20 protein-coding genes and 2 pseudogenes are annotated in these 26,175 nt (G+C 58.1%); 11 read left to right on the top strand and 11 right to left on the bottom strand.

Features of this window, described 5'->3' with window-relative positions:
• The first annotated feature begins 135 nt into the window (after positions 1-135).
• From ACQ86N_RS04625 to ACQ86N_RS04615, 3 genes are read left to right on the top strand one after another with little or no spacing between them, the layout of a single operon-like run.
• Positions 136-711, top strand: a complete 576-nt coding sequence (locus tag ACQ86N_RS04625; RefSeq protein WP_431217991.1) for a Crp/Fnr family transcriptional regulator — start codon at positions 136-138, stop codon at positions 709-711.
• 59 nt (positions 712-770) lie between these two features.
• The gene (locus tag ACQ86N_RS04620; protein ID WP_431214154.1) at positions 771-1,616 is read left to right on the top strand and encodes a quinone oxidoreductase family protein; all 846 of its coding nucleotides are present in this window, start codon (positions 771-773) and stop codon (positions 1,614-1,616) included.
• Positions 1,580-1,702 carry a hypothetical protein gene (locus ACQ86N_RS04615; protein WP_431214153.1) on the top strand — a complete coding sequence of 41 codons (123 nt, stop codon included), beginning with the start codon at positions 1,580-1,582 and terminating at the stop codon, positions 1,700-1,702. The genes ACQ86N_RS04620 and ACQ86N_RS04615 overlap by 37 nt, the downstream gene beginning before the upstream one ends.
• A gap of 35 nt (positions 1,703-1,737) precedes the next feature.
• Here ACQ86N_RS04615 and ACQ86N_RS04610 read toward each other — a convergent pair whose 3' ends face one another.
• The 7 genes from ACQ86N_RS04610 to ACQ86N_RS04580 all read right to left on the bottom strand — a co-directional run bounded on the left by ACQ86N_RS04610 (position 1,738) and on the right by ACQ86N_RS04580 (position 12,315).
• The gene (locus ACQ86N_RS04610; RefSeq protein WP_431214152.1) at positions 1,738-1,956 is read right to left on the bottom strand and encodes a hypothetical protein; all 219 of its coding nucleotides are present in this window, start codon (positions 1,954-1,956) and stop codon (positions 1,738-1,740) included.
• A gap of 79 nt (positions 1,957-2,035) precedes the next feature.
• A complete protein-coding gene (locus ACQ86N_RS04605) occupies positions 2,036-4,705 on the bottom strand; it encodes a hypothetical protein (protein WP_431214151.1) in 2,670 nt (889 codons plus the stop codon).
• Between the two features lie 63 nt (positions 4,706-4,768).
• Positions 4,769-5,191, bottom strand: coding sequence for a gliding motility-associated C-terminal domain-containing protein (locus ACQ86N_RS04600; protein ID WP_431214150.1), 423 nt, complete (start codon positions 5,189-5,191; stop codon positions 4,769-4,771).
• Between the two features lie 57 nt (positions 5,192-5,248).
• Entirely contained in the window at positions 5,249-5,842 is a 594-nt protein-coding gene (locus ACQ86N_RS04595) for a hypothetical protein (protein WP_431214149.1), read from the bottom strand.
• Between the two features lie 183 nt (positions 5,843-6,025).
• Positions 6,026-6,808, bottom strand: coding sequence for a hypothetical protein (locus tag ACQ86N_RS04590; protein WP_431214148.1), 783 nt, complete (start codon positions 6,806-6,808; stop codon positions 6,026-6,028).
• Between the two features lie 89 nt (positions 6,809-6,897).
• Positions 6,898-8,898, bottom strand: a complete 2,001-nt coding sequence (locus ACQ86N_RS04585; RefSeq protein WP_431214147.1) for a gliding motility-associated C-terminal domain-containing protein — start codon at positions 8,896-8,898, stop codon at positions 6,898-6,900.
• Between the two features lie 3 nt (positions 8,899-8,901).
• On the bottom strand, positions 8,902-12,315 hold the full coding sequence (locus tag ACQ86N_RS04580) for an amidohydrolase family protein (protein WP_431214146.1): 3,414 nt from the start codon (positions 12,313-12,315) through the stop codon (positions 8,902-8,904).
• An 86-nt stretch (positions 12,316-12,401) separates the two neighbouring features.
• Between ACQ86N_RS04580 and ACQ86N_RS04575 the strand changes: the two are divergent.
• Both ACQ86N_RS04575 and ACQ86N_RS04570 read left to right on the top strand, forming a co-directional pair.
• Positions 12,402-12,734: pseudogene (locus ACQ86N_RS04575) on the top strand (peptidase); the annotation flags it as partial.
• On the top strand, positions 12,718-15,075 hold the full coding sequence (locus ACQ86N_RS04570; RefSeq protein WP_431214145.1) for a M14 family metallopeptidase: 2,358 nt from the start codon (positions 12,718-12,720) through the stop codon (positions 15,073-15,075). The pseudogene ACQ86N_RS04575 and the gene ACQ86N_RS04570, both read left to right, overlap by 17 nt.
• A 113-nt stretch (positions 15,076-15,188) precedes the next feature.
• On the opposite strand, the gene ACQ86N_RS04565 is transcribed toward ACQ86N_RS04570, so the two are convergent.
• Complete coding sequence (locus ACQ86N_RS04565) at positions 15,189-16,565, bottom strand: glycosyl hydrolase family 18 protein (RefSeq protein WP_431214144.1); 1,377 nt, start codon at positions 16,563-16,565, stop codon at positions 15,189-15,191.
• A gap of 238 nt (positions 16,566-16,803) precedes the next feature.
• On the opposite strand from ACQ86N_RS04565, the gene ACQ86N_RS04560 reads away from it, so the two are divergent.
• Positions 16,804-17,568 (top strand): hemerythrin domain-containing protein, encoded by a 765-nt coding sequence (locus tag ACQ86N_RS04560; protein ID WP_431214143.1) that lies wholly within the window; start codon positions 16,804-16,806, stop codon positions 17,566-17,568.
• Here the strand turns inward: ACQ86N_RS04560 and ACQ86N_RS04555 are convergent.
• On the bottom strand, positions 17,503-18,126 hold the full coding sequence (locus ACQ86N_RS04555) for a 3-keto-disaccharide hydrolase (protein WP_431214142.1): 624 nt from the start codon (positions 18,124-18,126) through the stop codon (positions 17,503-17,505). The genes ACQ86N_RS04560 and ACQ86N_RS04555 overlap by 66 nt on opposite strands.
• 96 nt (positions 18,127-18,222) lie before the next feature.
• On the opposite strand from ACQ86N_RS04555, the gene ACQ86N_RS04550 reads away from it, so the two are divergent.
• Positions 18,223-18,786: a hypothetical protein gene (locus ACQ86N_RS04550; RefSeq protein ID WP_431214141.1), complete on the top strand. Its 564-nt coding sequence runs from the start codon at positions 18,223-18,225 to the stop codon at positions 18,784-18,786.
• 106 nt (positions 18,787-18,892) lie between these two features.
• Here ACQ86N_RS04550 and ACQ86N_RS04545 read toward each other — a convergent pair whose 3' ends face one another.
• Complete coding sequence (locus ACQ86N_RS04545) at positions 18,893-20,035, bottom strand: hypothetical protein (protein WP_431214140.1); 1,143 nt, start codon at positions 20,033-20,035, stop codon at positions 18,893-18,895.
• 148 nt (positions 20,036-20,183) lie between these two features.
• On the opposite strand from ACQ86N_RS04545, the gene ACQ86N_RS04540 reads away from it, so the two are divergent.
• The 4 genes and pseudogenes from ACQ86N_RS04540 (at position 20,184) to ACQ86N_RS04525 (ending at position 24,344) form a co-directional block, all read left to right on the top strand.
• Positions 20,184-21,494 (top strand): hypothetical protein, encoded by a 1,311-nt coding sequence (locus ACQ86N_RS04540; protein ID WP_431214139.1) that lies wholly within the window; start codon positions 20,184-20,186, stop codon positions 21,492-21,494.
• 144 nt (positions 21,495-21,638) lie between these two features.
• Positions 21,639-21,926, top strand: coding sequence for a hypothetical protein (locus ACQ86N_RS04535; RefSeq protein WP_431214138.1), 288 nt, complete (start codon positions 21,639-21,641; stop codon positions 21,924-21,926).
• Between the two features lie 200 nt (positions 21,927-22,126).
• Positions 22,127-23,375: pseudogene (locus tag ACQ86N_RS04530) on the top strand (S41 family peptidase).
• Positions 23,376-23,429: 54 nt separating this feature from the next.
• Positions 23,430-24,344 (top strand): bestrophin family protein, encoded by a 915-nt coding sequence (locus tag ACQ86N_RS04525; protein WP_431214137.1) that lies wholly within the window; start codon positions 23,430-23,432, stop codon positions 24,342-24,344.
• 52 nt (positions 24,345-24,396) lie between these two features.
• Here ACQ86N_RS04525 and ACQ86N_RS04520 read toward each other — a convergent pair whose 3' ends face one another.
• The gene (locus ACQ86N_RS04520; RefSeq protein WP_431214136.1) at positions 24,397-25,998 is read right to left on the bottom strand and encodes a SusD/RagB family nutrient-binding outer membrane lipoprotein; all 1,602 of its coding nucleotides are present in this window, start codon (positions 25,996-25,998) and stop codon (positions 24,397-24,399) included.
• Positions 25,999-26,175 lie beyond the last annotated feature (177 nt).

Here is a 26,175-nt window from a genome sequence, read left to right as displayed (position 1 = left end):
CGATACCGGTGAGCCGTTTTATTGTGGAAAAATAATTGGCGTCGCCTTTTTCGCTTTTTTGTATTGAGCTGCGTCCTTCAGGACGTCGGGTTGCTGCGTCTGCGTAGAAAAAATTAGCTTTATCCATGCTATTTCATTTCAGAAATAAATTTCCCGCACTCAACGATTATTGGGAACGATACCTGCCCCTGCAACGCCGGATGGAGGCGCCGGCGAAAGACGGTCCTGCTTGAAGAAGGACGCAGGTCCCAGCACTATATCTATATCGAAAAAGGCTGTGTCAGGACCTTTTTCAACAAGGACGGCGCCGACAAGACGGTGCAGTTCTTTTTCGAGGGCGAGGGGCTGAGCTCGCTGGAAAGTTTTATCAACAATGTCCCCAGTCCCGTCACGATCGAAACGATCGAGCCGTCCATAGTCTACCTGCTGCACAAGAAACACGTTACGCGGCTGATGGACGAGCTGAGTCTCGAACCCGGGTTTGTACAGATGATGCTGCAGATGATGGCCCAGCGGCAGCTGCGCTATATGAATGAATTTGTCTCCTTCATCCGCGACACGCCCGAACAGCGGTATCAGAATCTTCTGAAGCAACGACCACATATCATCCGCCGCGTACCGCAGCACTATATCGCCTCCTATCTCGGCGTGAGCAAGGTGCACCTCAGCCGCATCAAGAGCAAGCTGGCAAAAGGAAAGGCCCATTTCTGAATTGGATAACATATGTTATCGTCCGTGCACCCCTCCGGTCTAGCTTTGTCAAAAAAGAAATGAAAGCAGCAGTAATTACCAGCGATGAAGTAATGGTTGCCATGAAAGCCGTAGCCATCAAACACCTGGACAGATCCAGAGCCGCTGGAACCCACTATTCAAGGAAGGCCCCGACTGGGAAAGGGGCTGGAGCCATCCCCACTCCAATTTTTGGCAGCGACGGGGTCGGCCTACTCCCTGACGGCACCCGTGTCTACGGCATAGGTTTCAACGGAACCCCGGCCAAAACAGCCAGCCTGAGAAAAGACACCCTGGTGCTGATACCCGACGGCCTCGACGACGCCACAGCGGCAGCCCTCCCCAACGCCGTCATCGGCTCGGCGATGGGTCTCCGGTTCAAGGCCGCCATCCAACCCGGCGACACAGTACTCGTCAACGGCGCAACCGGATTTACCGGGCGAATCGCCGTACAGATCGCCAAACACTACGGTGCGGCGAGGGTGATCGCGACCGGAAGAAACCCGGAGTCGCTGAATGAGTTGGCCGGCCTCGGAGCGGACCAGACGATTTCTTTGTCCCAAGCCGACTTCCAGCAGGTACTCGCCGCGATCCACGCCGCGACGCCCATCGATATTGTCATCGACTACCTGTGGGGCCACAGCGCCGAAATGATTCTTGGCTGTCTGAAAGGCAACGGCGGGTTCACCAACTTTACAAGATATGTATCCGTCGGCAGCATGTCGGGAGACGCCATCCAGCTGTACGCAGCCAGCCTCCGAAGCGCCAACCTCCAGCATCGACGGGTTCCGGTCTCGGCGCCTGGTCCCGGTCCGAGGTCGGTGTGCTTTTCAAAGAAATATTACCGGAGATGTTGCGGCTGGCGGAGAGCGGTGTGCTCCGGCTGAAGGCTGCGACCCTGAAGATGGAAGATATCGCCTCAGTCTGGGACGTCGACGTCCCCGGCGGTCAGCGGTTAGTCGTGATCGTCTGATGGCCCCAACCCCAGGGTCGCGCGGCGGCTCACGCTTACTGCACCTTCAACAACGACAAATGACCGATCCTGCGATTACGCGTATTATCATATACCTCCAGCCAGTAAAATCCAGGATTCAGCGACGAAACTTCCAGCACCGCACTCGTCTGCCCGGTAACAGCCACCCTGAACACCTCATTCCCGCTGGGGCTCCGGATAGACAATGTATAGGCCTTTGTCTCGCTGAGCCCCGTCAAACGGACGTCCTGCACGAAAGGATTGGGCCCCGCGGTGATCGTCCGGCCCGGGTTGTCCGGATCGACGATGCCGTTGCCGCCTTTTTGGTAATATCTATGCTATCGATCGCAACAGCAGCAGTGTAGCAACTGTCACTGGTCTGCATCTGCACATAGATCCTGTTGACGCCGGCAACGAGTCCGTCGACGGGTACGGCAACCGTATTAACAGACGAAGAGGCCTGCAGAATATCCCTGAACGACCGGTCGCCCGCAAACGTGAAAAGGGGACTGATTCCTCCCCGCCGGCATTGACAGCTGTCAGATGCACGGGGACATCGCCGCCCGCAACCGTCTGCTGACTGGCGCTAAGTCTGACAACGGGCGTAGACGCTACCCTGACCAGAAAACTATCGGTGCTGGTCCTGACCTCGCTGCCATAGGAGAAACCGACGACGATCCGGTGCGTGCCCGCCGACAGCCGATCGACGTCATAGCTAAAGCTTCCTCCCGTTTGTAATACGATCGGACTGCCATCCAGCTGCACCGTTACCCCTACGCTGGCATCGCCCGGCAAATTGACGACACTGGCCGTCTGCACTCCCTGGGTGCTGCAATAGACAGGCGGAATCGCAGAGATCACCGGGTACTGCGTGTCGGCCAGCTGATACTTTATTACATAAAAATTGCCGTGTTCGTCATAGAACGATCCGGCGGCAAAAAGATTCCCTTTTCCGTCCAGGGTCAACGCGTTAACCGGGCCACTTCCAGGGCCTGTGTAATCAATCGGCATGTCGATCCAGCTCCACGAACTACCGTTCCATTTAGCCATATGTTCCTGCAAACCCTTCGACAGCCCTCCTGCCACGTACACGTTGTCGGCCGCATCGACCACTATCGAATTGATGGGGTAGCTTGCGCTCAGTGCCGCGGACCCGCCCACCGTGTCCCAGAACTGGCCGTTCCATTTCATGACATAACTATCGTCTGCCGCATTGGTCACGCTGCCGCCCGCGTACAGATTACCCTTGCTGTCGAAGGCCAGCGCATTGAACTTATTAGTGGCGTCCGGATATCGGATACCACCCAGTTCTGTCCAGTTGTAGCCGCCGTTGCTGAACTCCCTGAGACCGCCTACCGGCTCATAATAAGAGTCGCCATAGTACAGATCACCGGCGGGATCTGAAACAAAATAAGGCAGCCAGTCCACGCCGCCAATATATGGCTGCCAGGACTTTCCGTCCCATTTGGCCGCCTTGTATCCGGTGCTGAAATTTCCTGATAGATAAATATTTCCCCGGCCGTCTCTGGCCATCCAGTCGACCTTACCGGTAGGGCCAAGCGCTGTCATAAAATCACCCACCTCGCTCCATGTACTGCCGTCCCATTTCGCGAGATAGTGATGCTGGTTTCCGAGCTGAAAATCTCCGGACAGATAAACGTAGTCGCCGTCTGCCAGGACACAGGTCGCCGTTCCGGCGGCACCGGCGAAATTCTCCCCGCCGCCCGGCTGCGACCAACCCGTGCCATCCCATCGCTCGACAACCGGAGTAACGCCATTAGCATTGCCCTGTAAATCACCCGTAACATACACATACCCTGCCTTGTCCACTGTCAACGCCGATATTCCGTGGCCCCCGACATGAAGTTTGGCGCCATAGAGTCCGGGTTCGTTCCATTTACCACCATCCCAAACCGCAACATAATAGTCTCCGTTGAAGTCTTTGAAGCGGCCCGCTGCATATATTTTCCCTGTACTGTCCACCGAAATGGAATTGATGACGTCGTTGGGAGTCGCCGTCACGCTGACACCCGTCGCGCTGGTCCACGTCGCGCCATCCCATTTTGCAACAAAGAAAGCTCCCGATATCGCGTCGTTGTAGCGGCCGCCGGTATAGAGATTCCCGGCGGGGTCAATAACCATCGACTGGATAGCGTCGTTGAATTGCAGCGCGGACCCGGTGCCGCCGAGGCGATTCCATCCACTGCCATCCCAGACGGCCACATACCGGTCGCCGTTGGTGTCATGAAAATCCCCTCCCGCGTAAATCTTTCCCGACTTATCGCCCCTGATGCAATTGATCCAGCTGTTGGCGCCAAGTGCGCCTGCGCCGCTGCCTGTTTCGGTCCACGAGCTGCCGTCCCATCTGGCGACATAGTAGGCGCCGCCCGCATTGGTAAAGGAGCCCGCCGCATAAACGCTGCCCGCGCCATCGGCTACGATCGAATAGATAAGACCATTGGCCCGCAGCGACTGGTTGCCGCTGCCCAGCGTTGTCCAGTGGACGCCGTCCCATTTCATGACTATAAAATTGCCCGCGCCGTCGCTAAAACTCCCCCCGATATAGACGTTCCCCGCCGGGTCCGTCGTGAGCGCATAAATGATTCCGTTGATGTGAAGTGCATTGGCTCCGGTCCCCAGCTCAGTCCACTGCGTCCCGTCCCATTTCGCGACATAATAATTACCCGTGGCATCGACAAAGCCGCCCGCTGCGATAAGGTTCCCCGCGGGATTGGTCGTCAGCGCATAAACGCCGCCGCTGGCCTGCAGGGAAGCCGACCCGCCCAGCTCGATCCATTTGCCATTGGACAGTGTGGCGACTACGTGTTTGTGACTGCCGTTGGTGAATTCGCCGGCGGCATAGACATTTCCGGCCTTGTCAATGACCGTAGTAGATATAACGTTATTGAAAATATTATCAGGAGGGTCGATCGCGGTCCACTGTTGAGCAAACAGGGCGGATACGGGTAGCAGTGCTGCAAGCACCAGGAATAGAGGTTTCATTGTAATTATCCGATTGCCCGGTAATATACGCATATCTTCCGGCCGGTCACAGCATTTCTGAAATTATCTCACCAGCACCACCGCCCCCTTCCTCCTCTCACCTATATGCGTCACTGGATTGTCAAAATCCACCTCCCACACATATGTACCCGCCGGCTGGGCAATTCCATCCACCGTACCATCCCACCCCACGCCCACATTCTCCGTAGAGAATAGCATCGCTCCCGACCGGTTGAACACGGATAACCTCTTAATCTTCACCGGCACCACCGGCGGAACACGAAACAGATCATTATGACCGTCCCCGTTCGGCGAAAACGCCCCCGGCATCTTCATATCGTAATAAACCCCCACCTTCACCTCCGCCGAAGCCCGGCATCCGTCGACGGTAGTGACATCCAGACGATATCCGGTGGTCACCGCCGGACGCGCAATGACACGCGGCGCCGAAACGTCACTCAATCCCCGTCCCGGGACTCCAGACATAAGAAACGATATTACCCGTAAGCACAGGATCCAGCAGCAGCGAAGCCCCCGGCGCTATTACCGTGTCAGAAAAAGAGCGATCGTCGGCGCATCCCAAACTGTCATCGACACCACCTCCGGCGCCCGCACCAACTGACTACAGGTCAGACTTCCCCTCATCGCCAGCCCCACCACATCCCCATTTTTCAGCGACCTCGTCGCGTATACGGGCCCCGAGCTGTCGACCACCTTCCCATTCACCAGCCACCCAAAAGCAGGACTGCTCCCGCCATTGATGGGCCTGGCGCCAAACACCACAAGACTGTCCTCACAGACATGGTCGGCCGACGCCGTCATATCCACACCCGTCACGGGAACCGGCTCGACCGGTACCGTGATCGAATTGCTCACCACCACAGGATTGGAAACGCAGGTCTCGTTGCTCGTCATCACACAGCTGACGACATCCGTACTGACCGGCGCCGGCAGCATAAAGCTCGAATCGGCCGAAGCCCCACCCGTGCTAAAACCATTCAGCTTCCACTGAAATAACGGTCCCGGCCCGCCATTCACGGGCGCGGCAACATACAACTGCGGAACCCCCTCACAGCCATAGGCAGACGAAGATATGCTCACCGAAGCGCGGGGCCGCGCAACGATATCGATCGTCACCGGATCGGAAGCGACGGTACAGTTCTTTATACCGGCATTAGTCGCTTCCGCTACTGCCAGGCGGTACTGGTAACTACCCGGCGGATTTGGGGAGACGGACAGCGTCCGGTACCCCCGAGCTGCAGATCATAATTCCTTGCATTGCCCCCGGCTATATCCTTCCAGTTCTTTCCGGCATCGGCGCTAGTCTGCCACCTGGTATACTACGGAAGGATAGCAATTGTTCTCGATCGCCGAGGTCAGGTGCAGCACGGACACGGCGCCGTCGCATATGGAAACGTTCCTGGTATTGTATCCCGCAACGGCCGCGGTCACCAGCGGCCCCGCCGCCCTAAAGGAAATATCGTCCAGCGCCAGGTCATTGCCCGGCCCTCCCTGCGCATTGTTGATCATACGTATGACCACCGACTCCACACCCGGCGGCGTGTCGAAATAGAAAGCATACTGCCTCCATATCGCTCCGATCGCAATGTCTCCGGTATTAAAGCTCTGAAGGATCGTCCCGTCGGTCTTCTCGATCCGGAAGGTGACATTGGGGCGTATCTGCAGAACCAGATATCCCACGTTCATCAGCCAGGCCGCGAACTGGTAGCTGGTACCCCCGCAAAGTCCGCTGATGGTCTGGACATAAAAATCACTTGGTTTGAAAGAGGCGTTGATCAGCATGAAGTAGCCGCTGTTATCGCCCGTGTGGTCATGGTTAACCGTCATCCACGTATTCCTGTGGCATCCGCTGGTACGACTGACCAGCGTATACTCTCCGTCGGAAGGACAGGGGTTGGTGACATATTGCAGGTTGGTGATACCAGGGGCTAACGGAGGGCCAAGCCCTGCCCCCCTACCAAAACTAATGTTGACGATAGGGTCTCCGAGCCCCCCTGGCAAGTCTGTCCATCCGCCATCCGCCAAAGGGAAATGAAAAAGATGATTGCTACGTATCGCACCTTGTCGCTCCGCCACGCTCATTCGCCGAAACATACGGTGTAAAAGGCAGTGTTGAAAGAGTCTCACTGAATTTACAGTTTATATATGAGATTCGCAAGAGGCCCTGGCAATTATCTTATCAACACCAGCGTCCCTTTCTTCCTCTCCACCCGACGCGTCACCGGATCGTCGTACTCGACATACCATACATATACGCCAGTAGGCTGTGCGACGCCGCCAACAGTCCCGTCCCAGCCGGCACCGGCATTCTCCGACAGAAACAGCATCGCCCCCTGCCTGTTATACACTGCCAGACGCCTTATATGTACAGGTACAACGGGAGGAATACGAAATACGTCGTTAACTCCGTCGCCATTGGGCGTAAACGCCCCCGGCAGCTGCAGGTCGTAGTAGACTTCGACCTTCACCGTAGCCGAAGCCCGGCAGCCTTCTGCGCTAACGACGTCCAGTCGATAAGCGGTCGTCACCGCCGGACGAGCCATGGGCCTCGCCGCCCCCACGTCGTCCAGCCCCTGCGCAGGACTCCACAGATAGCTGGCTATATCGCCGGTGTAGGCAGGAGACAGCATTAACGAAGACCCACCCGCAATGATAGTATCTGAGAACACCGAGATGGTCGGCAGACCCCAGACGGTCATTGCCACCACTTCCGGCGCACCCACCGGCGGGCTGCATCGCAGGCTTCCTTTCATAATCAGACTGACCTCATCCCCATTACGCAGTCGCGAGGTCGAATAGACCGCACCGGACGAATCCACTACAGAATTATTGACCAGCCAGAAAAAGGAAGGACTGGCGCCCCCATTGGAAGGCGTCGCCGTGAAGACGACAAGACTATCCTGACAGATATGGTCCGCCGAAGTCATCATATCCACACCCGTCACCGGGATAGGAATCACCGGAACAGACAACTCGTTGCTGACCGCCACCGGATCGACCGCACAGGCCGCGGTGCTCGTCATCACACAGCTGACGACGTCCGTACTGACCGGCGCGGAAAGGACGAAAGTCGAATCCCCCGTAACCATGCCAGTGCTAAAACCATTCAGCTTCCACTGAAAGGCAGGCCCCGGCCCGCCGTCCACCGGCGCTGCGGCAAAAATTACTGACTGACCCGTACACACATAGGGTGACGAAGATATGTTCACGGAAGGCTTCGGCAGCCGGAGGATGTCCACTTCCACCGGGTCGGAAGACACGCTGCAGGTCTTTATACCGGCATTGCCCGCATCGGCAACGGTCATCCGGTAGAGGTAGCTGCCCGGACCGGCCGGCGGCACGTCAAAGATGAGCGCACTCTGCCCCGCGATATCATTCCAGTTGGTTCCCCCGTCGGTACTCAGCTGCCACTGCCGGACCACCGAGGTATAACAATAGGTCTCCACCGTCGAGGCCAGGTGCAGTACCGGCACACTGCCGTCACAAAGTGTGACTGTATCGTTCGGATATCCGGCGACGTGAGACATGACAGAAGGGCCCGCCGCGCGGAAGGTGATATCGTCGAGCGCAAGGTCATTGCCGACGCCTCCCGGCGCATTGTTGATCATGCGCAGGACCACCGACGAAACACCCGGCGGCGTGTCGAAGTAAAAGGCGTACTGCGTCCATTCGTTGGGCGTCGAGGTCAGTGGAATATCGCCGGTGTTATAGGTCTGGAGGACCGTCCCGTCGGTCTTCTCGATCCTGAATGTAACGTTGGGGCGTATCTGGCTGGAGATCACTCCCACATTCATCATCCAGGCTCCGAACTGATAGGTAGTACCTCCGCAAAGCCCGCTGATGGTCTGCACATAAAAATCGCTCGGGTTATAGGACGCATTGATCAGCATGAAATAGCCGCTGGCGTCACCGGTATGGTCCTGCGTGATCGTCAACCAGGAGCTGAAACAACCGCTGGTAAAACTGGTGATCGTATACTGCCCGTCATTCGGACAGGGATAAGTGACGTATTGCAGCGTGGTGATACCATTCGCCAATGCAGGGCCCACACCCGACCCGCTGCCAAAACTGATGTTGACGATCGGATCCCCGAGCCCGCCCTGACAGGTCTGCGCACGGGGCGCCTGCCAAAGGAAAAGAGAAGAGATGATGATGGTGATGGCGTATTTCACTTACTACTCCTTCAAGCCCGTCGTATTCGCGGGTTTGTCATATTTCCATTCGCTCATGTCCAGGGCATGCGCGGCCGGATAAACTTCATTACAGGTATTTCCGTCGAACAGCCGGCCGTTCTTCATCACATATTTTACGGTATTTGTATTCCGGATATTCTCCAGCGGGTTTGCGTCCAGCACGACCAGGTCAGCCAGCTTCCCCGTCTTCAGGCTGCCCAGATCGCCGTCCAGACCAAGACCCGTAGCGCCAAGGATGGTTGCCGTGCGCAACACGTCAAAAGGTTTCATCCCGCCGGAACCCATCGCCCACATTTCCCAGTGATAACCCAGGCCGTTGAATTCCCCGTGACTGCCGATGCCCGCGAGACCGCCCTTCTCCACCAGCGACCGCATCGACCTGGCGTGGAGAGGGAACACCTGCTCCTCCGGCATGAACCATCCGGCCTTGACCCGCCGCGTCTTGCCCGCCAGCTCTTCATAGGGCATAAAGTACTGGACCTTCGTATCATGATATGGATTCTCGGTCTCCCAGAAATAGTTCTCCGCAAAAGGTCCGCCGTAGGAGACGATCAGCGTCGGCGTCACGCACATCTTCGACTCGGCGATCGACCGGACGAGGTCGTTGTATAGCGGGAAAACAGGAATGGCGTGCTCATGCCCGGGATAGCCGTCCAGCAGATTGGTGATATTGAGCTTGGTATTCAGCCCGCCCTCGGTGGTCGGCATCGGCTGCTGGCTCCTCGCCGCCATAATGATCCACTCGCGCTGCTGCCGGTTGCCCGTCAGGTACATCTTGATATAGTGGGTATTGTAGTACTTGCTATACTGGCGCAGGATGCTCTCGGCCTGCGCGGAGTCCTTGACGTTGTAGTCCCAGAATCCCACGCCGGGACCCGTGGAATAGATCCGCGGCCCGATGACGCTGCCCGCGTCGACCTCGTCGGCATAGGTCAGCACGTCGGTGGTCCCCGTCTGCGGGTCGCGGGTCGTCGTGACGCCATAGGCCAGATTGATCACGTATTTCCAGACCTGATTCTTGTGGATCCCCCACTGCGGCCACATATGCGCATGGGTATCGACGAACCCCGGAACGATGGTCTTCCCCGCCACGTCGATGACTTTCGCGCCCGCCGGCACGGTCAGGCTGCCCGACGCGCCGATCCCTGCGATCCGGTTGTTCTCCACCAGGATGTCGCCGTTCTCGATGACCTGTTCGCCTTCCATAGTGATGACCCGCGCGCCCTTCAGCAAGACCGCGCCTTTCGGCATATCGCGCTGATAGTATACTTTGACCTGGTTCTCCGTGGGATGGAACAGCGCCGGCGGCCTGGGGCCGGCCTTCTTCGCTATACTGTCGGATTTAGCCCTTGATGCACTGTCCATTAGCGCTCTGGCAGCGACGCTGTCCTTCTTTGCCGCCTTCACGCTGTCGTCATACGCTTCGCCCGCATTCACGTCGTAGACAAAATGCGCGTTGCCCAGCGACCAGTGTACTTTGTTGCCGTCGGACTCCCAGAATGGGAACTCTCCGCCCAGCTCGGTGAGCTTCCTCGCCGGGAACTGCGCCGAACCCGCCTCGGCCAGCGATATATTGAGGGGCTTACCCGTACGCGGGATCGTGGCTACATAGATCTCGTTGTTGATCTCCGCGATCGCCCTTTTCCCGTTGGGCGCCATCGTGATGACTGCCGCCGGAGACGGCGTATTCACCTCTCCCGCCTCGCCGATGGACTCGCTCAGCATATCGTATCTGCCCTCGCCTTCGCCGCCGCCCACCGGTCTGCCGTTCTTGTAGATACTGATACCATAGGTGGTGATCCCCGTCACGTGCGCGATGGTCTTCTCGTCCGTCCCGTCCCATTTAATGGAAAGCAGATCCCCATTCCCGTTATTCAGATAGATCCGGTCCTCTCCCTGCACGAAATGCGGATTCGATCGCCCGTTCGCGCGTTCGATCACCGTAACGCCGCCGCCGCCCGCGGGCATCCAGCAGAGCTCGTCCTCGGCGTCGTCATAGGAGATCTCGATCGCATTCCTAAAGCGCTGCGCGTGCGTCCGGACAAAAACTATCCTCGACCCATCGTTGTTGAATGCCGGGTTCTGATACAAAGCCGGCAGCTTGCTCAGCTGTTGCGCGGGTCCGCCCGCGGCGCCTGACTTCCAGAGCTCTCCGCCCCGAGCCGCCCAGGACACGAAGACGATCGACTTGCCGTCCCGGCTCCACACCGGCTGCGCTTCGATAAAATTATTATTGGTAAGCCGCTTCGGCGTCCCCTTCGGATAGTCCATCACGTAGAGCCTGTCGAGCACAGTAAAGGCCAGCCTCTTCCCGTCCGGCGAAGGCACCGCGTCGCGTATCTGCGTCGCCAGCCCCCAGGCCGTATCGGCAATGGGATATTTGAAGGCCAGCCTCGGGCCCAGTTCGAGCCGCAGGTCGGCGCTGAAGGGAATGTCCTGCGGAACGCCGCCATCGACGGGCAACTTGTGGATCCTGCCGCCATAGGCCGCCACCAGGAATTTGCTGTCCGGCGTGAATGACATCCCCGGGAGCACGCCCATCGTCGCGATCGACTCCTGGTCGTCCCGCTGTACCGGATAGGCCAGCCACCGCTCGTCTCCATTGGCGAGGTCGCGGATCACCAGTCCGGTCTTGTCCTCGAACCGGCTTCCGTATACCATCCATTTTCCGTCTTTGGAAAGGACGGGGGTAAAGCCGGAGCCATAGCGGGTAGTGACGGTCGTCATCCTGCTGTTCTCCCGGTCGTAGCAGCCGACCTCGTACTGCGGGAGGCCCGCGTTATAGTTCCACGGGCCGGTGCGGCGCGAGAAATAAATATAGCGTCCGTCCGGGCTCACCGCCGGATCGATGGTCTTCAGCGTCGGCGGCGTGCTGATCAGCTGAACGCCGCCGCCTCCATTTTTGTGTACCATATATAGTTGTACCTGCATCTTCCCTTTCGAATACACGATATAGTCGCCATCGGGCGTCCAGGCCGCGCTCGGGAAGTTCTGGTCCCTTTCCTTTGTCACCTGGAAGGTATCCTTCTTCTCCAGATCGATCCACCAGATATTCTCCGCGCCGCTGCGGTCGGAAGAGAAGAGGATTTTCTTCCCGTCCGGACTCCAGCGCGGGTGCGAGTCGAAGGCCAGGCCCTTTGTCACCGGCGTCGCCGTTCCGCCGCCTATCGGCACGGTGAACAGATCGCCCATCATGTCGAAGACGATGGTTTTCCCGTCCGGACTAACGTCCAGGGATGTCCAGGTCCCTTCGGTGGTGGTGAATTGAATACTGCGCTGGGGTTTCAACGGCAGGTCGGTAAATTTTTCATATTTGCTGGTGTCTTTCCCGGTAGAGTCGACCGGCTGGTTTGCCGATATTAGCGGTGCAAACAACAATGTTATAAGCAGTGTCATTCCGAAATTTACTATTTTATTACGATATTCACCTAACGGCGATTTCCCTGCGGCAGGGAGTCATCACCTCAAAATTTAGACTGCACATGAGACCGAAAAGCCTCCTTCTGCTCCCCCTCCTTGTCCTGACCCTGATAACCAGGGCACAGAATATCCCGACCCCAAAGTCCTTCTTCGGCTGGAACATCGGCGACGACTATCAGCTCGCCAACTATACCCGTGAAGAAGCCTATCTCAAAACGATCGCGGCCGCCTCGGACCGGGCGAAATATACGGTCATCGGAAAGACAGAAGAAGGGCGCGACCAGCTGATGATGATCATCTCCTCTCCCGCCAACCTGAAGAACCTTGACCGCTATAAGACCATCTCCCAGCAGCTCGCGCACGCGGAGAACATCACCGATGAACAGGCCCATGCCCTGGCGGAAGAAGGAAAGACGGTCGTATGGATCGACGGCGGCCTCCACGCCACCGAAGCTGGTCGCCACCCAGCAGCTCATCGAAATAGCGTACCAGCTGCTGAGCCGCAACGACGCCGAAACACAGCACATACTCGACAACGTGATCGTCCTGCTCACCCAGGTGAACCCCGACGGACAGCAGCTGGTATCGGACTGGTATATGCGCAGCCAGCGGCCGGAGTCCAGGTCGCTCGAGCAGGTGCCCCGGCTCTACGAGAAATACGCCGGCCACGACAACAACCGCGACTTCTATATGCTCAATCTCAGGGAGACACAGAATATCTGCCGCCAGTTGTTCGTCGAATGGATCCCCCAGATCATGTACAACCACCACCAGACGGGACCTCCCGGCTCGGTCGTTGCCGGGCCGCCGTACCGCGACCCCTTCAACTATGTCTTCGACCCGCTGGTCATCACCAGCCTCGACGCCGTCGGCGCAGCCATGAACAACCGCCTCAATATAGAGGGCAAACCCGGCTATACCCAGCGCGCCGGCTCCGTCTATTCCACCTGGTACAACGGCGGCCTCCGTACCACGACCTATTTCCACAATATGGTGGGCCTGCTGACGGAGATCATCGGCAGCCCGACTCCCACCGATATACCCCTCGTACCGCAGCGCCTGATCCCCAGCGGCGCGACGCCGAACCCCGTCACCCCGCAGAAATGGCATTTCCGGCAATCCATCGACTATTCCGTCTCGCTGAACTATGCGGTACTCGACTACGCCGTCCGCTACCGCGACGAGCTGCTCTACAACATCTATAAGATGGGCCGCAACTCCATAGTACGCGGCAGCCGCGACAACTGGACGCTCTCGCCAAAACGCAGTGAGGAGATCAACCGGCTCGCCGACCTCGCCGTCACCCGCAACTCCCGCGACTCGGCCCGCCGCCGTGTGGACACAGTCGCCGTCCGATTTTATGATAGCGTGTTAAAGAACCCCGCCAACCGCGACGCCCGCGGCTATATACTGCCTTCCGATCAACCCGACTTCCCTACCGCCATCCGATTCATCAACGCCCTCATCGGCACCGGCATCGCCGTCGAAAAAGCTACGGCTTCCTTTACAGTGGCCGGAAAGACTTACCCCGCCGGCTCCTATATCGTCAGGACTAATCAGGCCTTCCGTCCCCACGTCCTCGACCTCTTCGAACCGCAGGACCACCCTAACGACTTCGCCTATCCCGGCGGACCGCCGATACCACCCTACGACGCCGCCGGCTGGACCTCGGCCTATACCATGGGCATCCGTTTTGACCGGCTGGTGGAGGCTTTCGACGGTCCCTTCGAGCGTATTCCCTACGGCCAGCCGCAGACGGCAGCGCCGGCGACTCCGAAAGACGGGCGGCTCGATACCCGAAGCAATGCATCCTATACCGCCGTCAACGACCTTTTGAAAGCCGGCAAGTCCGTCTCCAGAAGTAATGCCAACGGTGATTTTTATATCGGCAGCCACGCCAACTCCTCCCGCATCACTCCCGCGCGGGTCGCCCTCTGGGACAGCTACGGCGGGTCGATGCCCTCCGGCTGGACCCGATATATTCTCGAACAGTACCATTTCCCTTACGAAATTATCTACAGCAAAAGCATCGACTCCGGCAACCTCCGCAGCAAATACGACGTCATCATCTTCGTCGGCGGCGCCATCCCTGCTGCACCCGGCGCGGAAAGCAACGCGCGCGGCGGCGGCTTCAACCGGACAGACCCCAACCCCGACAGTATACCCGCCGAGTACCGCAGCCATCTCGGACGCATCACTCCGCAGAAATCCATTCCGCAGCTGGAACAGTTCCTCAGGGCCGGCGGCCGCATCATCACCATCGGCAGCAGCACCAGTCTCGCGTACCACCTCGGCGTACCGGTACACGACGCCCTCGTCGAGATGGTCGGCGCGAAGGAGCGCAAATTGCCAAACGAGAAATTCTATATCCCCGGCAGCGTCCTGCGCGTCACTCTCGACACCAGCGCCCCTGGCGTCAACCCCGGCAGCACCGCCGCCGCCACCTGGGGCATGCCCAGGGAAGCCGACACCTATTTCGACCAAAGCCCCGTGTTCAATATCAACCCCGAAGCCGTCGCCAACGGCAGCGTCCGCCCCATCGCGTGGTTCGCCAGTGACAAACCGCTGCGCAGCGGCTGGGCCTGGGGTCAGGCCTATCTTCGCGACGGCGTCGCCGCCTTCGTCGCCACCATCGGCCAGGGCCAACTCTACGCCTTCGGCCCGGAGATCACCTTCCGCGCCCAGACACACGGGACGTTTAAATTATTGTTCAACCAATTGTACACAACAAAATAGTGGGCCGCCGCACGCGGCGCCGACGTCCAAAATTGGCCCGGGTATAAACCCGGGCCTTTAACGATTGCTATATGTATGAACGATTGCCTATTGATGGATCCCAGGCTCCTTGCCTATTGATTGATCCCGAACTCTTCCCATCCCTGGGCCGCAGTTCGCGTACAGGTCATACTCTTCGCTCCGTTATCGCTCGAAACGAACAGCCCGTTGGTACTCCGCAGCGTCACGTTGCCGTCCGCCGCCGTGATCCAGTCAAAGACCTCCCAGGTGCTGTAGGCAGTACGGTTGCAGGTGATCGCCTGCTGACCGTCCTCGGATGAAACATACTTGCTCATCGCCTGCAGCGCCACCTTGCCATGCCCCGCGTCTACGACCAGGAAGCTCTCCCAGCCCTGGGCCACCGTGCGCGTACAGGTCATGGCCTTTGTCCCGTTCTCACTGCTGACATACAGTCCGTTATTGCCCCTGAAAGTAACCGTTGTCCCCGTTGGCGCATTGGTGTTCACCGCGCCACCCGCATTCACCACCGACTTGATAGCCGACAGCAGTGAACTGGCGCCCGTCGCATCCCCCGAAAGTTCCCAGATGCCGATGCCTCCGCCGACACTCATCGCATAGCTGGTCTTGCTCTTCATGGTCAGCAGCCCATTGTAACCGAACGTGCTGTAGACGTCCAGCGAAGGACTGGCCCCCTTCGAAAGGATCGTGTTATAGTTGACCTCCGCCGCATCCGAATTGGGATCCTGTGAAGAGTCATGCCCATAAAAAGGCACGCCCAGAATGGCCTTCGAAGCCGGACAACCCCTGCCGAGCCAGTACGCCATACACTGCGTCGCCAACTCGTAGGTCGAGTGCTGGAAATTGTTGTCGTCATAGGCCATGACCATGACGATGTCCACGACGTTGAATACGCCGCTCAGCACATAGTCGCCGCCCAGCCCGATAACGGCGATGCTCAGGATCCTGCCGCTGTTGTGCAGCGCCGTCGACAGCTGCGTCAGCATGGTCTGAAAATTGGTGGCCTGGGTCCCCGTCGACGGGTATTCCCAGTCGATGTCCACGCCGTCAAGTCCATACTGGTTGCAAAAAGCAAGCATGTTGTTGACGAAGTTGGTGATGTTCGCCGGGCTGGCCACGATGCCCGCAAACCCGCCGCCGCCTCCACCGCCGCCTACGGAGATCAGGGCCTTCACCCCACTGGCGTGCGCGGACGAGACCATGCTGGACAGCTTCGAAGGGTTGTCGACCGGCTGATAACCACCGCTGGACGTGGGGATCAGAAAGGCATAGGTGACGTGGGTAAGATTCCCGAACTGCACCTGACTGACATTTCCCGCCCACGAGGTCAGATAGCCCATGACCTTGAAGTTCGTGGCCGTCGCCGCCCGGGGGACGGTCCCCGTTGTACTACTGACACTGATGTCTTTACGACATGACGAAAGGAGCAGGACCAGCGCAGCGGCCCAGGTAAGCACTGAATTTTTTCTCATGATAAGATAGGTTTTAATGAGGGCTAAAGATATTGTTTTGACCTGTCCGGGCCTTTCCAGGCACCACTTCATTACTACTTCAAATGCCCGATTTTCCGCAAACGTTTTCGTTAACCCGCAGTCTTGCCGCGGGCGCCCCGCCGTGGGAAGCTTTTCTCCGGATTTCCCCTCATCCCTTTTCACATCTAATTATGGGAATTTCCCCTAAATTTGGTGTTAGTTTAAATGTAGGAAGGCTATGCCCGAAAACAGCGATTTTTATCCCCAGGTGATGCAACGCTATAAGACTCAGCAGGTGACGGATGGAGAACAGACGGAATTTATCGCCACCCTGCTGCGCGTGTTCGAAGAGAAGATATTCAACGCCCGGGACTTTGACCCCTTTCCCATTGGGATGATCGTGGATTATATCCAGCGAACTCATATCTATTACTTCGAGAAGAAGCTTCCCGAGATCGAGCAAAGTATACTGCTGCTGTCCGGCCACTACGAGACCGGTCACCCCATACTCATCGCGCTTCAAAACTTCTTCCGCCGGTATGTCCAGGACCTCTCCGAGCATATCCAGGCAGAGGAAGCCCGCCTCCTCCCATATATTCAGCTGCTGCGCGAGGCCGAAGAAAGCCCCGCGGACTTCTCCCGGATCCTCATCGCGCGCCGCGACTATTCGATCGACCGATTTCTCAGTGAACACCACGATACCGAAGACGAGCTGAAGGATATCCGTCAGACGATACGTCTGTATGAGCCGCCGAAAGACAACGAATCGCTCTACCGCATCCTGCTGACACAGCTGCAGATATTCGAGCAGGACCTATGCGTCCACGCCCATATCGAAGAAGAGGTGCTGATCCCCATGGCCCGCCGGCTGGAGAAGGACTTGAATAATCAGTTGGTGTATCTCGCCCCCTCAACTGACCAGAGGGGGACCGTTGTACTAATCCAACGGCTTCACCATTATATTTTTGAAATGAACCTTGCTGTTGGGGTCATGGCCCTGTAGTGCAAAGGTCCCGCTGGACAGCACGCGTCCCGCCATATCCTTTGGCCGCTGAACGTTGTCGGGCTCGGTGTAGTCGACTACCGTCTTATCATTGATCTTAATAGTAATATGCTTTCCTTTCACGCTGACATACTCGGTGAACCATACATTGTCCTTAACATACACTTCCTTCACGTCCTCGACGGCATAGAGGCTGCCCGTCCTGCGCCAGTCCGTATGTGAGTTGTTTACCTGTACTTCATATCCTTTCGCGGGCCAGCCACTCTCCTGATACTGCGTATGGATATAGATGCCCGAGTTGGAGCCGGGCTCTGTCATCACGTCGGCCTTGAATTCGAAGTTTTTAAAGTTGTGATTCTTTACGGCGCCGTCATAAAAGAGGTGAGCGGTCTGGCCATGTGCTACGATCGCCCCGTCCTCTACGGAAAAAGTAGCGGCGTTGTTACCTACCTTCCAGCCATTGAGTGTCTTGCCGTCGAACAGAGAGATCCAGGCGGCTTCCTTCGGAGTCGCGGCCATCAGGGCCGCGAACGCTGCTATACATAAGACTTTTTTCATATAGTAAGTTTTGACCTGCAATAATAAAAGTATCGATATTTTTCTTTAGCAAATAAACAAATGCTATTTTTCGGTCAAATCCAATATCTGTCCATCATGCGTCTCAGCAAGATCCTGTTCCTGTCTGTATTCTCCGTAATTTTTAGCGCCACCCTGCAGGCGCAGATCGAAGTAGCCCATTTAACAACAAAAGGATTGTCTTCCACCGGCTTTGGCGGTTTTATCCATGGCGCCATTCCTGTAGGTAAGGCCGACGATATCGGTCTCGAGGCCGGCATCTATGCCTTTAACGCCACGGCGAATAGCCACCTGCTCTTCCTGCCGCTGCTGGTCAGCTTTCGTCATGCCTTCAGCCCCAACGGAACCGGTTTTTATGTCGAGCCCCTCGCCGGCTATACTATCGGCTCCACCGATATCCAGCAGACCGACGCCGCCGGCAACCCGCTGTACAATACGGATGGGACGGAAAAAGACGTCAGGGCCAGCGGCCCCGCGGCCGGTCTGGGTGTGGGATATATCATCCCGTCTTCCTCCGTCCCACTGAATTTTGGTCTTCGGTACGAACACGTCTTTGTCGCGGGTGGCGCGCCGGCGCAGAGTCTTGTCGCGTTTCGGGTGGCCTGGTCGTTGCTGACGGCCAAGAGGTTGAGGGGGGCGTGAACCGGGGGTCGCGTGAACGGTCGTGAACCGGGGGACCCAGGCAGCGGCGTGAACCATGTGAACCGCGGGACCCACGCAGCGGCGTGAACCACGCGTGAACCGCGTCCTACCGCTCCAATCCAATCCCGTCCAGGTCGTCGAGACGGGCCTCGAACCCCCATCCCCAAAAATCATGAGCGATACCGACCAGCAGCTCATTATCCCCCTTTCTCAGCGGCAGGGTCACCTGGGCATTGTCCAGTGAGATCCTTCCGGCCGGCTTCTTTGCAATGGGCTCCCCATAGTGATTCTTGTCCGCGTACAACCACTGGCCGTTGAGGAACATCCACACATCGTCCACAAACCCCAGCCGCAGGTTGACCGGCCGCGCGCTGTCCGCGTGTATCGTCGTCTTCAGCCAGCAGATACGACGCGGCTGATTCCGGTTCGAAGGATTGCCCCCATAGAGCCTCGTGAGATTGACCAGGCCGCGGCGCTCCGCGACTATCGGGGTCCATGCCGCGTCCTTCCCCGGCATCATCGACATACCAAAATCGATGCCCGCAGGCATGGTCTCGGCCTTCGTCACCCGCCAGCGCCGGAGCCACCTCGTGTCGGCGGCAGTAGGATCCGCTCCTTCAACGGACGACAGACCCTCGGTCTGACCCGGCCGCAGTACGAGATGGGAGATGATTCGGTTGCCGGAAATGGCCAGCGTGCCATGCGTCGTGTTCCCCTCGAGCCTCGGCACGTCCAGCACGGGCTGGCCGGCGACATACACGCGCATCTGCCTGCCGCTGATCACCAGTTTAACGTGGTGCGGCGTCCCCACGTCGTAGGTAGCGCCGGTCTGGAAATGATATAGCAGATCCCAGCAGTTGACGCCTTTGATGGTCGGCGCATACTGCACGCCCTGGATGGCATAAGGATGCCCGGCCCCAACCGGTGTTCGAAAATAAAAGTTCTCGTTCTCGAGGGTGTCCTGCCACCTGAAATAGAATGCCGCAAACCCTCTCTCGGCCAGTACATCATCAAATTCAATAGTCCCGTCGCCAAAATCGGTGTTCTTCAGCACCACGAGCCCGTCCCCCACGATCTTCATCGCGGGTGCGCCGGCGCTATCGGTAAATTCCACGGCGCCCGGCCTGAAGTCCCAGTTCTCCGCCGTCAGCGGCACCGCATCTGCCTTTGGCGGAGCACCCGCAGCCTTCCGCTGCGCCATTACTGTTATAAAGGGCAACAACCCCAAAAAGAAAAATAGTCTTTTCATTTTAATTATACTTTCCCGCAAATTGGGAAAGCCAGCGCACAATCGCTGTTCAGGCGCAGTTCAAATTAGTTCAAGGCCAATCACAACTCATAAAAAGCAAAGTCACCCATTTTTACCTACATTAGGCTGACCAAAAATTAATCACGCCATGAGAAATCTGCTGCCCCTGTGCCTGCTGGCCTTATCCCTTCATACTATTGCCCAGTCCCAGCCCCGCTGGATTCAACAACCCAGCGTCTCCCCCGACGGAAAATGGATTGCCTTCGGCTACAAGGGCCACCTGTTCAAGGTCTCCTCCTCCGGCGGCGCCGCCGTCGCGCTCACGCTGAACAACGCCTACAACGGCTACCCCGTCTGGAGCCACGACAGCAAAAAGATCGCCTTCGCCTCCGACCGCTACGGCAATTTCGATATATACGTCATGTCCGCGGGCGGCGGAGAAGCCACCCGCCTCACCACCAACTCGGCCCGGGATATCCCCTACGATTTTTCCCCGGACGACCTGTCCGTCATTTTTGGGACCGACAGGCACGATATCAATACTTCTGCCCGTTACCCATCGGACGGGAATTTCATGAAGCTATACGACGTTCCCGTGAAAGGCGGATCGAGCATTATGCTCAACAGCGCCGGAATGGAATTCGCGCACTACAACGACAAAGGCGACAGGCTCATCTACCAGGACCGCAAGGGCTATGAGGACCCATGGCGCAAACACCACAGCTCTGCCGTCACCCGCGATATTTGGGTCTACAATACGGCAACGCGCGAGTATACAAAGGTGTCCGACTTTAAAGGAGAAGACCGCGAGCCCGTTTGGGGCAAGGGCGGCGCATTCTACTATCTCAGCGAAAGGGCCGGTAATCAGAATATCTTTCGGGCCTCCCTGGACAACCCCGCCCAGGCACAGCAGCTGACACATTTCGACAAAAACCCCGTGCGCCAGCTTTCGCGCAGCAACGACGGGCTGCTGGTCTTTACCTATGCCGGTGACCTGTATACGCTGACGGAAGGCGGCCAGCCGCAAAAGCTGAGCATCATACTCAACGCCGACTTCTCCGGTGACGAAACGGCGATCATCCCCGTAAAAGGAGAAGTCTCGGAAATGGCGGTCTCCCCCGACGGCAAGCAGATAGCATTCGTCTACCGCGGAGATATATTCGTCACCTCGGCCGACGGCGCCACTACCCGCCGCATTACCAGCACGCCGTACCAGGAAAGGATGCTGAACTTCAGCCCCGACGGCCGCAGCCTCCTCTACTCGGCGGAAGCGCACGATTCCTGGGACATTCAGCAGGTGAGCATAGCCGCTAAGGACGAGCTGTATTTCTACGCGGCCACGCAGCTCGACGACCACACCCGTCATCGCCACCAGAAAAGAAGAGTTCGGCGGAGTCTACTCCCCCGACGGCAAGAAGATCGCCTACCTCGAAGAGCGCAATATCCTCAAATCTTATGACCTGGCTTCGCACAACAGCACGGTCCTGATCCCCGAAGGCGTCAACTATTCCTATGCCGACGGCGACCAGTACTATGCCTGGTCCCCCGACAGCAAATATATTCTCGCCCAGTCCGGCGAGGGGGCGGCTGGAACAACCACGAGGTGGTGCTGATAAAGGACGACGGCTCGGGCAAACGCACCAATCTCACATGGAGCGGCTTCGACGACGAGCGCCCGCAGTGGGGACTCGACGGCAAAATGATGTACTGGCTCAACAACCGGCAGGGAATGAAGAACCTCAGCCGCGGCAGCCAGACAGACGTATACGCGATGTTCTTCGACCCGCGGGCCTGGGACCGCAGCCAGCTGAGTAAGGAAGACTTCGAACTCCGCCAGGAGATGGAGAAGAAAGACTCGGCGTCCAAAAAACCCCCGAGCTACCCGTCATAAACCTTCGCAATCTGGAAGACCGCACCCAGCGCCTGACCTCGACCTCCACGTTGATCAGCGGCGCCAAACTCTCCAAAGACGGCGAAAAACTCTATTACCTCGCCAGCTATGAAAAAGGCTTCGACCTGTGGGTCGCCACGCTCCGTACGCACGAGACCCGGCAGCTGGCCAAACTGGACGCCGCAGGCGGCCGCCTCGAGATGTCGCGCGACGGGAAATTCCTGTTCGTGCTGGCGGGCGGCAGTATGTACCGCGTGACGACGGAAGACGGCAAGATCTCGCCGGTTCGCATCAATACGGAAATGGAGCTCGACGCCGCGGGCGAACGCGCCTATATCTTCGACCACGCGTGGCGCCAGGTGAAGAAGAAGCTCTTCGACCCGCACCTGCAGGGCGTGGATTTCGACTACTACCACACGCTGTACCGGCAGTTCCTCCCGCATATCAACAACTACTACGACTTTCAGGTCCTGCTCAGCGAGTTCCTGGGCGAGCTCAACGCTTCGCATACGGGCGGCCGTTACCGTCCGGACTTCCCCAACGGGGACGAGACGGCGGCGCTCGGACTGCTCTATGACCTTTCAAAAAGAGGCGATGGACTGGTCGTGAAAGAAGTTATTGCGGGCGGCCCCTTCGATATCGACGGGACGCATATGGCGCCGGGTATGGTCATCGACAGGATAGACGGACAGCCCATCACCGCCGGCGCCGACTGGGCCTCGCTGCTGAACCACAAAGCGGGACAGCTGACGCTGATCTCCTTTCACGGTGGCGGCGGCGCCTCGTATGACGAGAATATCAAACCCATCAAACCACAGGTGGAGACTTCCACGCTGCTGTACAACCGCTGGACGCGGATGATGGAGCATATGGTCGACAGCCTTTCGGGCGGGAAGGTGGGATATGTGCACGTGCGGAGCATGGACGACCCAAGTTTTAGAGTCACTTTCGACAAGGTGCTCGGGAAGAATATCGACAAGTCCGCGCTGATCGTCGACACCCGGTACAACGGCGGGGGCTGGCTCCACGACGACCTGGTCACCTTCCTCGGCGGCAAGTTGTATTTCACCCTCCACCCGCAGAATCATACGACCAGGGGGAGAGTCCCTGAACAAATGGACCAAACCCAGCTGCGTCGTCATGAGCGAAGGCAACTATTCGGACGCCTTTATGTTCCCCTACGCCTATAAGGAGCTGAAGATCGGCAAGCTGATCGGCATGCCCGTCGCCGGCACCGGCACCGCCGTCTGGTGGGAGACGCAGATCAACAACCGCATCGTCTTCGGCATCCCGATGGTGGCCAGCTACGGCGCCGGCGAGGACCATCCCACGGAGAACCACCAGCTCGAGCCCGATATCCGCGTGCCCAACGAATACGGCCGCGTCCTGGCCGGCGAGGACCAGCAGATCGAGGCCGCGGTGAAGGAGATGCTATCCGCGGGGAAATAACCCGCGGTTCACGCGGGGCCGCAGCTCCCAAAAAATTTCACGATATTTACCTATATGATCATCCGCAAAAAAGAACACTGGTTCCTGATGCTATTCATCTGGCGGGGCTCCGTTCTGCCGCGCCTGCTGCCGCGTCTGGTCCTGCTGCTGATCGTCGCCATCGCCGTCGTCTACTACGAGCCCACCCTGGCCAGATGGGATATCCATATGAACCCGGCGCCCTTTACGCTCTTCGGTATTGCGCTGGCCCTCTTCCTCGGCTTTCGCAACAGCGCGAGCTACGAGCGGTTCTGGGAAGCCCGCCGCCTCTGGGGCGGCCTCCTCAACACGGGCAGATCGCTGACCCGCCAGGCGCATACCCTCGTCGACCAGCCCAGCCAGCCCGCGCCTTTCGTCAACTGTCTTATCGCCCTGGCCTTCTCGCTGAAACACCAGCTGCGCCAGACCGACCCCGACCCAGACCTCGACCGTCTCCTGCCCGCAAACCTAGCCTCCCGCGCCAAAGCCGCGCGCTGGAAGCCCGTCTTCTTATTGAAGACACTCGGCTACTGGGTCCAGTCTGTCAAACAGTGCGGGAATATCGACTCCATCCGCCAGCAGTCCTTCGACCAACAGCTGAACCAACTGTCGGATATCATCGGCGGCTGCGAACGCATCGCCTCCACTCCCCTGCCCTATTCCTACAGCGTCCTTTTGCACCGGACCGTCTATGTCTACTGTTTCATGCTGCCCTTCGGCCTCGTCGAGAGCCTGGGCTGGATGACACCCATCGTCGTCACCTTTATCGCCTATACCTATGTGGCGCTCGAGGCCATCGCCGACGAACTGGAAGACCCTTTCGGCACCGCCCCCAACGACCTGGCCCTCGACGCGATGTGCCGCAACCTCGAGAACTCGTTGCTCGAGATGGACGAGCGGCCGCTTAACCCTGACCCCGAGGACGAAGAAGACAAATATTATTTGACATAAAAAAAGAGCGGACCACTACGGTCCGCCCTCCATATTCGAATCTCCCTTAGTCCTAGAAGTTCCCCTTATTCACGTCCCACCAGAGACGGGTCCCGCCATTGTCGGGTCCATTCAGCAGGCCCGATACAGCATTCTGCACGGCCGCGCCGTTGGAGGTGTACTCGCTCTGCGGAAAAGCCAGACGGCGGATCTGCGTAGTCGTGCTGATCGTCCCGCCGCTGGTATTATTGACCACGGGGAACAGGCGCGGGTAACCGGTACGGCGATAGTCGGCCCAGCCTTCCTGTCCGTCGGGGAACATCGCAATCCATTTCTGCGTGATGATCCGCTCGAGCTTGGTCTCGTTGGCTGCCGCAGGATCCCACTGGATGGTGATCGTCGACAAAGCCGGTGAATTATTGGCGGCGTTCTTTGGGTCCACATAGGCGGTCTCCGTGCTGGTGGCGTCGGAGAGATAGCCGCCGGCGGATACACCCCACTGTTGGAAGGAGGTGTTGATACCGGTCTCATAGTCGGTTTTCGCATCGCCTGCGCCGTTCCATCCACGTACTGCGGCCTCAGCCTTCAGGAACCAACTCTCGGCTGCCGTCATCAGCGTCTGGGGCGCGGTCTGCGTAAAGGTCTGGTCGGTATTGGGACCGGCATAGTTGACGTAGTCGGCCTTTGCAGCGATGCTGATGCCGATGCGGATGCCCACGTATTTACCGGAACCTACCGCAGCCACCACCGTCGGGTCCGTCGCGGGAGAAGCATATTTCGGCAGACGCGGGTCGTTGTAGCCGTTCATATAGGTAGCGATCGCCGCATTGAGACGGCAGTCACCCTGATACTGAAAAGCCACGATCCAGATATCGTTGTTGCGGCCACCCGACTGCTGAAACTTTGCGTCGTCGGCAGGCGTAGACATCAGACCACCGGCGGCCGTCATCGCCTTCTCGGCCTGGGCCTGGGCCGTAGTAGCGTCGGCCTTTACGATGCGCATTGCCAGCCGGAGACGCAGCGAGTTGACGAACTTCAGCCATTTATCCATATGCCCCTGATAGACCAGGTCGTTGGCGCCGAGCGAGGTCGTATCGTTCGGGTGGGCGGCGATATACGTGTTCAGATTGGAAGCCGCCGTATCCAGCTGGGCAAAGAACATATTATAAACGTCCTTCTGCGCATCATAGGGGACGGCCGTCAGCGATGTACCCGCCTTGCTGTAAGGAATGGGACCAAATCTGTCGGTGACCCGGTTCATCGCATCCACCTGTATCGCCAGCGCCACTGCCCACAGCTCGGGCCGGCCGCTGCGCGCGCCCGCCGCCGCGATCTTGCTGACGGGAGCCATGATATAGTTGTACTGGTCTACAAATCCGTTGCGGTCCCAGCCATCGACCAGGCCATAGTTGAGGTCGTAGGAGGCCTTGAAGGGCGTCGGAGACATGAGGTAGCCTGCAAAACCATCCGCACTCAGATTTTGGGCGACCTGGTAGTTATGATAGATCTCCTGCTCGAGGGGACCGTAGGCGGAATTGATGATGGCCAGCGACTGACTGTTGGTGAGCGAAGTCGGATTCGTATTATAGGATTCAAAATTCTTCGTACAGCTGCTGCCGGCAATCGCCGCCGCGGCAAACAACCCTATTGTACGAATGGAAATATATTTTTTCATATTTGTGCTTGAGCCTGTGGCTCACTTTGAATTAGAAATTTGCATTTATACTCAGACCAAAATTCCTCGTAGCGGGCTGGTTGAACACGTCGACGCCGGACAGACCGTTGCCGGTAGACAGGGTCAGCTCGGGATCGAAAGGAGCCTTCTTCGAGAAGTACACCAGGTTACGCCCTA

Origin of the sequence: Puia sp. P3, from assembly GCF_050632245.1 — a bacterium.
GTDB lineage: Bacteria > Bacteroidota > Bacteroidia > Chitinophagales > Chitinophagaceae > Puia.
The sequence above is the reverse complement of the archived record's forward strand: the minus strand, read 5'-3'. Positions and strand labels throughout refer to the sequence as shown.

What these genes read in the sequence shown, in the direction of transcription:
- ACQ86N_RS04620 (WP_431214154.1), top strand. Translation starts at nt 771, where the DNA reads ATGAAAGCAGCAGTAATTACCAGCGATGAAGTAATGGTTGCCATGAAA.
- ACQ86N_RS04615 (WP_431214153.1), top strand. Translation starts at nt 1,580, where the DNA reads ATGTTGCGGCTGGCGGAGAGCGGTGTGCTCCGGCTGAAGGCTGCGACC.
- ACQ86N_RS04605 (WP_431214151.1), bottom strand. Translation starts at nt 4,705, where the DNA reads ATGAAACCTCTATTCCTGGTGCTTGCAGCACTGCTACCCGTATCCGCC.
- ACQ86N_RS04600 (WP_431214150.1), bottom strand. Translation starts at nt 5,191, where the DNA reads ATGTCTGGAGTCCCGGGACGGGGATTGAGTGACGTTTCGGCGCCGCGT.
- ACQ86N_RS04590 (WP_431214148.1), bottom strand. Translation starts at nt 6,808, where the DNA reads ATGAGCGTGGCGGAGCGACAAGGTGCGATACGTAGCAATCATCTTTTT.
- ACQ86N_RS04580 (WP_431214146.1), bottom strand. Translation starts at nt 12,315, where the DNA reads ATGACACTGCTTATAACATTGTTGTTTGCACCGCTAATATCGGCAAAC.
- ACQ86N_RS04570 (WP_431214145.1), top strand. Translation starts at nt 12,718, where the DNA reads ATGAACAGGCCCATGCCCTGGCGGAAGAAGGAAAGACGGTCGTATGGA.
- ACQ86N_RS04565 (WP_431214144.1), bottom strand. Translation starts at nt 16,565, where the DNA reads ATGAGAAAAAATTCAGTGCTTACCTGGGCCGCTGCGCTGGTCCTGCTC.
- ACQ86N_RS04560 (WP_431214143.1), top strand. Translation starts at nt 16,804, where the DNA reads ATGCCCGAAAACAGCGATTTTTATCCCCAGGTGATGCAACGCTATAAG.
- ACQ86N_RS04555 (WP_431214142.1), bottom strand. Translation starts at nt 18,126, where the DNA reads ATGAAAAAAGTCTTATGTATAGCAGCGTTCGCGGCCCTGATGGCCGCG.
- ACQ86N_RS04550 (WP_431214141.1), top strand. Translation starts at nt 18,223, where the DNA reads ATGCGTCTCAGCAAGATCCTGTTCCTGTCTGTATTCTCCGTAATTTTT.
- ACQ86N_RS04545 (WP_431214140.1), bottom strand. Translation starts at nt 20,035, where the DNA reads ATGAAAAGACTATTTTTCTTTTTGGGGTTGTTGCCCTTTATAACAGTA.
- ACQ86N_RS04540 (WP_431214139.1), top strand. Translation starts at nt 20,184, where the DNA reads ATGAGAAATCTGCTGCCCCTGTGCCTGCTGGCCTTATCCCTTCATACT.
- ACQ86N_RS04525 (WP_431214137.1), top strand. Translation starts at nt 23,430, where the DNA reads ATGATCATCCGCAAAAAAGAACACTGGTTCCTGATGCTATTCATCTGG.
- ACQ86N_RS04520 (WP_431214136.1), bottom strand. Translation starts at nt 25,998, where the DNA reads ATGAAAAAATATATTTCCATTCGTACAATAGGGTTGTTTGCCGCGGCG.